This is a genomic window from Parafrankia sp. EUN1f (assembly GCF_000177675.1).
GTDB lineage: Bacteria > Actinomycetota > Actinomycetes > Frankiales > Frankiaceae > Parafrankia.
Genome location: NZ_ADGX01000263.1, coordinates 1 through 7431, shown reverse-complemented (window position 1 = coordinate 7431; position 7431 = coordinate 1). Strand labels below are relative to the sequence as shown.

Sequence of the window (7431 nt, the reverse complement as noted above, 5' to 3'; positions counted from 1 at the left end):
ATCGGCACATGCACGACCCGCGCCTGGTAGGCGGCGAACGTGTTGATCGCCGTGACGTACGTCGGGCCCTCGGTGAGGACGACGTCCCCGGGGTCGATGAACACCCTGGTGAGCAGGTCCAGCGCCTGCTGTGAGCCGACGGTCACCACCACGTTGTCCGGGTGGGCGTCCGTGATGCCCTCCATGGCCATCACGTCGCAGATCCGGGCCCGCAGCTGCGGGTCGCCCTGCGCCGAGCCGTACTGCAGCGCGACGGCCCCGCGTCGGGTGATCAGGTCTGACGTGGTGGCTGCGACTGCTTCGAGGGGGAGCGCGTCGACGGCGGGCATGCCGCCGGCGAGGGAGACGATCTCCGGCCGGCTCGCGACTGCGAACAGGGCCCGGACCTCGGAGGCGAGCATCCCGGATGCCCGGCTCGCGTAGGACCCCCACCAGCGATCGCGTGGGCCTGTGCTGTCCACCGGCTGTTGCGTGTCCATCCGTCTACCCCATCGTCGACGTCGGGAAAACCTTATCGCGTCCCACGCGGACCCGACCTGAAGCCCTACGGGTTTCCCCGAAAGTCGATCATCTTGAACTTTCCTTATTCTCGTCAAGCATTCCTGTCAAGCCATTTTGTGTGGCCGACCTGGCGAGGTTAAACGTTGTATTCTCTTGACGTCATCAGTGACCGGCCGGCGAGAGAAAAGGCCGCCACGTCAGCGAATCGCCGGCATGATCTCCTCGGCGACCCACTGGGTGTAGTCGTAGTACTCCTGGATGTGGTTGAGGGTGGGAATGGGCACCGAGCTCATGGTGACGCCGAGTTCGGCGAACCAGCCGAGGCGATCGATGATCTCCTGCTTCGGCATTCCAGGCCGGGCGTTCGGGTCCTTCTGGACGGCATGGCCCTCGCCGACGCGGGCGGTGCCCAGGCCGTAGAACACCTCGGCCAGGCGGCCGTTGTAGTCGGGCTGGGACCTGATGAAGTCGAGTCGGGCCGGAATGTCCTCGGGCCTGGTGAGGAACGGCCACCACCCGGACGAGTAGCGGGCGACCCGCCGCAGCACCGGGTCGGCGTCACCGCCGAACCAGACCACCGGATGCGGCTTCTGGACGGGCTTCGGCTCGAAGGCGACATCCCGGAACGAGACGAACCGCCCTTCGAACTCCGGCGAGTCGCTGGTCCACAGCTCGATGATCGCCTGGATGTACTCCTCGGCCCGCGCACCGCGCTCGTGGAACGGAACACCGAGGATGTCAAACTCCTCCTTGAGCCAGCCGACCGCGAACGTCACCGTGACCCGGCCACCGGAAAGCCAGTCGATCGTGGAGACCGCCTTCGCGGTCACAACCGGATGCTGTAACGGCAGGATCGAGATACAGGAGTTGACCCGGATCTGCTCCGTCGCGCCCGCCCAGTAACCCATGGCCGGGAATGCGCTGAAATAGTGTGGACCCGACAGGTCGACATGGGCCCTGGGAATGATGTGGTGCTCGGGCACCGCGATCATCGCGTAGCCGAGCTTCTCCGCCCACCGTGCCAGTCGGGTCTGGTCCGCGCCGGTCACAGAGGCCTCCCACGGCTGGCAGGTGGCCTTCAGGCGCAGCAGATGCGGCATGGCAAAGCCCAGTTTCATGGTTTCCCCTCAGCGCCGGGTGGAATCGACTCCAGCGACCAGCTTCCCATCCTCGCAGGGATCGGTGGCAGCGCTACCGGGTCGATTCCTTCCCTTACCTGTCAGAACGGTGGGGTGAGGAGGCCGGCGTCGCGGAGGTACGTGACGACGTGTTCGGCGTTGCGGCCGGCGGGGATGGTGCCGGAGGCGTCGAGGTGTAGCTCGGGGTGCGGCGGCGGCTCGTAGGGGGAGTCGATACCGGTGAAGTTGGCGAGTTCGCCGCGGCGGGCCTTCGCGTAGAGGCCTTTGCGGTCGCGGGTTTCGGCGACGTCGAGGGGTGTGTCGACGAAGACCTCGACGAACTCGCCGTCGTCGAGGAGGTCGCGCGCGAGCTGGCGTTCGGCGCGGAACGGGGAGATGAACGACGTCAGCACGATCAGTCCGGCGTCGGCCATGAGTCTGGCGACTTCGGCGATGCGGCGGATGTTCTCGACGCGGTCGGCATCGGTGAAGCCGAGGTCCTTGTTCAGGCCGTGGCGGATGTTGTCGCCGTCGAGGAGGTAGGTGTGGTGGCCCTGGTCGTGGAGCCGTTTCTCGACGAGGTTCGCGATGGTCGACTTGCCGGCGCCGGACAGGCCGGTGAACCAGACCACGGCCGGTCGCTGGCCCTTGTGCCGGGCGCGGGCGTGCTTGTCGACCTCGACGGCCTGCCAGTGGATGTTGTGGGATCGGCGTAGCGCGAAGTGCAGCAGGCCGGCGGCGACGGTGGCGTGGGTGAACCGGTCGATGAGGATGAATCCGCCGGTGCTCCGGTTGGCGGTGTAGGGGTCGAACGGGACGGGCCGGTCGAGGTTGAGGTTCGCGACACCGATCTCGTTGAGCTCGAGGGTTTTCGTCGCGCTCTGTTCCAGGGTGTTGACGTTGACCTTGTACTTCGGCTGGGTGACGGTCGCGGTGACGGTGCGGGTGCCGAGCTTGAGCAGGTAGGGCCGGCCGGGCAGCATCGGTTCGCCTGCCATCCAGACGAGGTGGCACTCGAACTGGTCGGCGACCTCGGCGGGGTTGTCGGCGGCGGTGAGGACGTCGCCGCGGGAGACGTCGATCTCGTCGGCGAGGGTGAGAGTGACGGACTGCCCGGCGGCGGCCGCAGGCAGGTCGCCGTCGGCGGTGACGATCCCGGTGACGGCGCTTTCCTGGCCGGAGGGCAGGGCCCGGACCTTGTCGCCGGGGCGGATCACGCCGCCGGCGATCTGGCCGGAGAAGCCGCGGAAGTCCAGGTCGGGCCGGTTCACCCACTGCACCGGCAGCCGGAACGGCCCGGCGGAGGCCACGTCGGTGATCTGCACGGTCTCCAGGCGCCCGACGAGTGTCGGCCCTGTGTACCAGGGCGTGTTCGGCGAGAGTGCGGTGATGTTGTCGCCGCGCAGCGCCGAGAGCGGGATGGCACGGATGGCGTCGCCGTCCAGCCCGATCCGCGCGGCGAACTGCCGGTAGTCGGCCTCGATCGCGGCGAAGACGTCCGGTGAGTATTCGACGAGGTCGAGTTTGTTCACCGCGAGGACGACGTTGCGGATGCCGAGCAGTGACACCAGGTAGCTGTGCCGGCGGGTCTGGGTGAGCACCCCCTTGCGCGCGTCGATCAGGATGACGGCGAGCTGGGCGGTCGAGGCGCCGGTGACCATGTTGCGGGTGTACTGCTCGTGGCCCGGGGTGTCGGCGACGATGAACTTGCGTTTCTCGGTGGAGAAGAACCGATAGGCCACGTCGATGGTGATGCCCTGCTCGCGTTCGGCTGCCAGGCCGTCGACGAGCAGGGCGAAGTCGAGGTCACCGCCCTGGGTGCCGACCTTCTTCGAGTCGGATTCCAGGGCGGTGAGCTGGTCGGAGAAGACGAGTTTCGCGTCGTAGAGCAGCCGACCGATCAGGGTGGACTTGCCGTCGTCGACGCTTCCGCAGGTGATGAACCGCAGCATCGACTTGTTCTCGTGTCGCCGCAGGTATTCCTCGATGTCCTCGGCGACGAGCTCGTTGGTCACGTGCGCCATATGACCTTCCCTCCGGGAAGGCCTCCGAGCATGCGATCAAAAGAATTCTCGCATGCTCTTCGGCCGGGCTAGAAGTACCCCTCGTGCTTCTTCTTCTCCATCGACCCGGACGAGTCGTGGTCGATGACCCGGCCCTGCCGTTCCGAGCTCGTCGTCAGCAGCATCTCCTGGATGATCTCCAGGAGTGTCGAGGCCTCCGACTCGACGGCCCCGGTCAGCGGGTAGCAGCCCAGGGTTCGGAACCGGATCGAGCGCTGCTCGGGAACCTCATCCGGTGCCAGCGGCATCCGGTCGTCGTCCACCATGATCAGTGTACCGTCGCGTTCGACGACGGGCCGCGGCGCGGCGAGGTAGAGCGGGACGATCGGGATGTTCTCCCGGTGGATGTAGAGCCAGATGTCCAGCTCGGTCCAGTTCGACAGGGGGAAAACCCGGATCGACTGCCCTGGTGCCTTACGCGTGTTGTAAAGACTCCACAGCTCCGGCCGCTGGTCCTTCGGGTCCCACCGGTGCGCCGCCGAGCGGATGGAGAAGACCCTTTCCTTGGCGCGGGACTTCTCCTCGTCGCGGCGCGCCCCGCCGAACGCCAGGTCGAACCCGTACTTGTCCAGCGCCTGTTTCAGGCCTTCGGTCTTCCAGATGTCGGTGTGCAGCGCGGAGCCGTGGTCGAACGGGTTGATGCCCCGCTGCACGGCGTCGGGGTTCTGATAGACGATCAGATCCAGGCCCCGTTCCGCGATCAGTCGGTCGCGGAACTCGTACATCGCCCGGAACTTCCATGTCGTGTCGACATGCAGCAGCGGGAACGGTGGTTTCGACGGGTAGAACGCCTTCATCGCGAGGTGCAGCATGACCGAGCTGTCCTTGCCGACCGAGTACAGCATCACCGGCCGTTCCGACTCGGCGGCGGCCTCCCGGAAGATCTGGATGCTCTCCGCCTCCAGGCGCTGCAGATGGCTCAGGTGACCTTCGGCCGGAGAATCGTCTCCCGCACTCATGTCCACTCGATCAGTTCGCGCACGGTGGATCGCTCGAGCATGCCGTAGGTCTCCTCGCCGTCCCAGATGTAGCGGCATTCGCCCTGGAACAGCACCGGGAAGTTCGGCAGCTCCGGCCGGAAGGCCGTGTCATGCGTGGTCAGCGCGGTGACACCCTCGATGCGGGTGATTCCGAGCTCGGACTCGAACACCACCGGCACCGGGTCGCCCGCCGGGACCAGCCGGCGCAGCCAGGGCGCCTCGACCACCCGGGCGGGGACGAGCTTTCCCTCACCGAGATAGAGGTAGCCCTCGTTGAAGACGGGCCGGCCGTCCGGGTGCGGCGGGTAGGTGATGTAGCCGAACGCCTTCCCGCTGGGGAACACCGCGGACTGCCAGGCGTGCCCGCGGAACTCCTCCAGATGCCGCACACCCTGCCGCTTGATCCGCAGGCCACTGCCGGTGAACGTGTGTGTCTCCCCGTCGACCTCGACGGTTCCGGCGGCGGTGAACAGCTGCTCGATCCGCGGGCCGTGGCCCATCATGTCGCCGTCGCTGGTGTTGTGCAGCAGCGCGGCCGCATCCGTCAGGAGCGCGCCCTGCTCCCACGGCGGCACGGCCATCGTGGTGCTCACCTCGACGCGGAGGTTGACCGTCGGGCCGGTCTGGTCGCCGTCGATGAGCCGCTGCGACGTGGTGGCGACGGCCGGACCGTCGTAGGTCACCCGCCACGTCCGGTACGGTTCGATCACCTCGAACGCGAGCCCGCCGGCGCCGAGAATCGCCGGCTCGCCGGCGGCGTTGAACGGTGAATGCGGAGTGCCCCTGCCGCGCAGCCGGTAGACCCGGCCGTCCCTGAACACCAGGTTGAACGTGACCAGGTGTTCGTCCCAGTTCGCGCCGACGGCCTCGATCCCGAAACGGGGCATCCCGATCTCGCCCTTGTCGTCGGCGATCCAGAAACTGGCCGAATCCCGCATCTCCGGATTCTCCGGCCGCGCCGGGAAGAAGAACTCCCGCTCGGCGGGCAGTCCGCCGGAGAAGGAAATCGACGGGTCAGTCGCCATGATGGTTCAGCCCTTCTGCGCCGCTGGTCGAGGTCTCGCGGGTGGTCCACTGCGCGGCCCGGGTGGTGTAGGCGGCGAACAGCGGTCGGATCTCGTCGATGTCGAGGCCGAAGGTGGCCGGGTCCGGATGCACGTTGGCTTCGCGCTGCTGCGCGTTCTCCTCCCACCAGCGCCGCATTCCGGCGCCGAAGGCGGGCGTGACCGGCTCACCCAGCCAGGTGTACAGACCCGTCACCTCGCCGATCGGATCACGCTGCATGGCCCGGAAGTCGATGTCGTAGAACCTGCTGTCGCCACCGTTGTCCCGGAACGCCAGTGCGCGTTCCATTCCCACCGACCAGTGCTCGACGTTGAGCGCACCCAGGTAGGGCAGGTCGATGTCGTCGGAGTAGGAGCGGGCGACCGCGGCGTAGAGGTCCGCGACCGACACCATGACCTCGGCCGGGTCCCGATGCGTCATGACGAGGCGGGCGTCCGGGAAGACCTCGGCGAGCTGGTCCAGGAAAAGGAGATGGGTCGGGCACTTGAGTCGCCAGGGCTGGTTCGGGAAACCCCACTGCAGCAGTTTGAGGACGCGCAGCTCGTACCGGTATGTGGTGGTGAGGTCCGCGCTCTCGAGCAGCCATTTCGAATACGAGGGGATATGCGCGAAGGCCTGGAAGTACTGCGCCTTGAAGTCGAGCGCCATCAGGCTCTGGCACTCGGTCGGCCCGGTGGCGCTGGCGGGCACGAGCCGGCCGCGGCGCGGCGACGTCTTCGTCCGGAACTCCACCTCCGTCCGGCCACGGTCGATCCGGTCCTCGATCCCCTCGCCGACGCAGGGCGGTGGGCACGGAGCGTTGGCCTCCCACATACGCAGCGAGCGAGCCTGGGGATCCTCGGCGAGCAGGAAGGACAGGGCGGTCGAGCCTGTGCGCGGCAGCCCCAGGCCGATCAGCGGCGCGACGATCTGCTCGTCGTCGATCTCCGGATGGCGTCGGTACCAGTCCTCGACCTGCAGGCGCTGGGAGAGGAGTCCGACGAGGAGGCCGCGTAATGTCGCCTGCCCGGTGGCGTTCAGCCGCGCCTCGGTCCGCAGGGCGCGGGTGAGGATTTCCAGGCCTTCCTCGAAGGACCGCTCACCGAAGTCCTCGAGCCCGGTCGCCGCCCGGGCCGCGTCCAGCAGCTCGTCATGTAATGCCACGATCACTCCTTTGAGTGCGCACGCGGGTGCGCACTCGGGTGCGCACGCCTGGGAGACCGTCCGCCTGCGGTCTTTTCGGTCTGCCGGGTTGTTCGCCGGTCGCCAGCGGGTCAGTTGCGCATGTTGGCGCCGCCGTCGATCGCCCAGACCTGGCCGTTGATCCATTCGGCGTCGTCGGAGAGCAGGAACGCGACCACCGCGGCGAGGTCGCTCGGGCGGCCCAACCGGGTCGTGGGCACCCGGTCGAGGAACATCTTCTGCAGGGCGAGGTCGTTCTGCTGTTCCTGTAGCTCGCCCATGACCAGGCCGGGCATCACGCAGTTGCAGCGCACGCCCGCCCGGCCCCAGTTGGTCGCGATGTGCCGGGTGAGCGCGTTGACAGCCGACTTGGAGGCCCCGTACGCGGGCCTTTTGCCGTCGCTGGCGCTGACGGACGCACCCGACGAGGTGTTGACGATGCTGCCGCCGCCGTTCGCGAGCAGGTGCGGAAGAACCGCGCGGGCCGTCCGGACGAAGCCGACCACGTTGACGTCGAGCGTGCGGGTCCACACGTCGAGGTCG

The 7431-nt window shown here is 67.6% G+C and carries 7 protein-coding genes; all 7 read right to left on the bottom strand.

All coding sequences use genetic code 11. The annotated features are described in order from the left end of the window. The coding region (locus FREUN1FDRAFT_RS37255; protein WP_006545607.1) for an aminotransferase class I/II-fold pyridoxal phosphate-dependent enzyme at positions 1-401 on the bottom strand (401 nt) is incomplete at its 3' end. A gap of 297 nt (positions 402-698) precedes the next feature. After that, on the bottom strand, positions 699-1619 hold the full coding sequence (locus FREUN1FDRAFT_RS37250; protein ID WP_006545606.1) for a TIGR03619 family F420-dependent LLM class oxidoreductase: 921 nt from the start codon (positions 1617-1619) through the stop codon (positions 699-701). A 101-nt stretch (positions 1620-1720) separates the two neighbouring features. Then, positions 1721-3643 (bottom strand): sulfate adenylyltransferase subunit CysN, encoded by a 1923-nt coding sequence (gene cysN, locus FREUN1FDRAFT_RS37245; RefSeq protein WP_006545605.1) that lies wholly within the window; start codon positions 3641-3643, stop codon positions 1721-1723. Between the two features lie 68 nt (positions 3644-3711). Continuing rightward, positions 3712-4641, bottom strand: coding sequence for a sulfate adenylyltransferase subunit CysD (gene cysD, locus FREUN1FDRAFT_RS37240; protein ID WP_006545604.1), 930 nt, complete (start codon positions 4639-4641; stop codon positions 3712-3714). Then, positions 4638-5687: a hypothetical protein gene (locus FREUN1FDRAFT_RS37235; protein ID WP_006545603.1), complete on the bottom strand. Its 1050-nt coding sequence runs from the start codon at positions 5685-5687 to the stop codon at positions 4638-4640. The genes cysD and FREUN1FDRAFT_RS37235 overlap by 4 nt, the downstream gene beginning before the upstream one ends. Beyond that, complete coding sequence (locus FREUN1FDRAFT_RS37230) at positions 5677-6870, bottom strand: sulfotransferase (RefSeq protein WP_006545602.1); 1194 nt, start codon at positions 6868-6870, stop codon at positions 5677-5679. Before FREUN1FDRAFT_RS37230 ends, FREUN1FDRAFT_RS37235 begins: the two co-directional genes overlap by 11 nt. Positions 6871-6980: 110 nt before the next feature. After that, positions 6981-7431, bottom strand: a 451-nt coding sequence (locus FREUN1FDRAFT_RS37225) for an SDR family NAD(P)-dependent oxidoreductase (RefSeq protein ID WP_006545601.1), incomplete at its 5' end; no start/stop codon positions are given.

Bases quoted from the DNA above. Each gene is read 5' to 3' on its own strand.
- cysN (WP_006545605.1), bottom strand. From the start codon at position 3,643: ATGGCGCACGTGACCAACGAGCTCGTCGCCGAGGACATCGAGGAATAC.
- cysD (WP_006545604.1), bottom strand. From the start codon at position 4,641: ATGAGTGCGGGAGACGATTCTCCGGCCGAAGGTCACCTGAGCCATCTG.
- FREUN1FDRAFT_RS37250 (WP_006545606.1), bottom strand. From the start codon at position 1,619: ATGAAACTGGGCTTTGCCATGCCGCATCTGCTGCGCCTGAAGGCCACC.
- FREUN1FDRAFT_RS37235 (WP_006545603.1), bottom strand. From the start codon at position 5,687: ATGGCGACTGACCCGTCGATTTCCTTCTCCGGCGGACTGCCCGCCGAG.